At 64.6% G+C, this 226-nt stretch carries 1 pseudogene; it reads left to right on the forward strand.

Features of this window, described 5'->3' with window-relative positions:
* A pseudogene (locus ASD32_RS30095) lies at positions 1 to 226 on the forward strand (IS481 family transposase); the annotation flags it as partial.

Here is a 226-nt window from a genome sequence, read left to right on the forward strand (position 1 = left end):
CATCTATAATCGCGAGCGTCCCCATCAGGCCCTCGACTTCAAGGTCCCGGCCAGCCGCTACACGCCCTCGGCGCGCAGCTTTCCAAAAACCCTGCCGCAGCCGGACTATGCAGCGGGCGAAATCCTGCGCCGGGTTGGCACCACGAAAGCTTACATATCCTTTAAGGACCGCCTCTGGCCCGTGCCTTCGGCCTTCCTCGGCGAGACCGTCGCACTCAGGCCGCGC

The organism is Rhizobium sp. Root483D2, assembly GCF_001426685.1.
GTDB classification, from domain to species: domain Bacteria; phylum Pseudomonadota; class Alphaproteobacteria; order Rhizobiales; family Rhizobiaceae; genus Pararhizobium; species Pararhizobium qamdonense.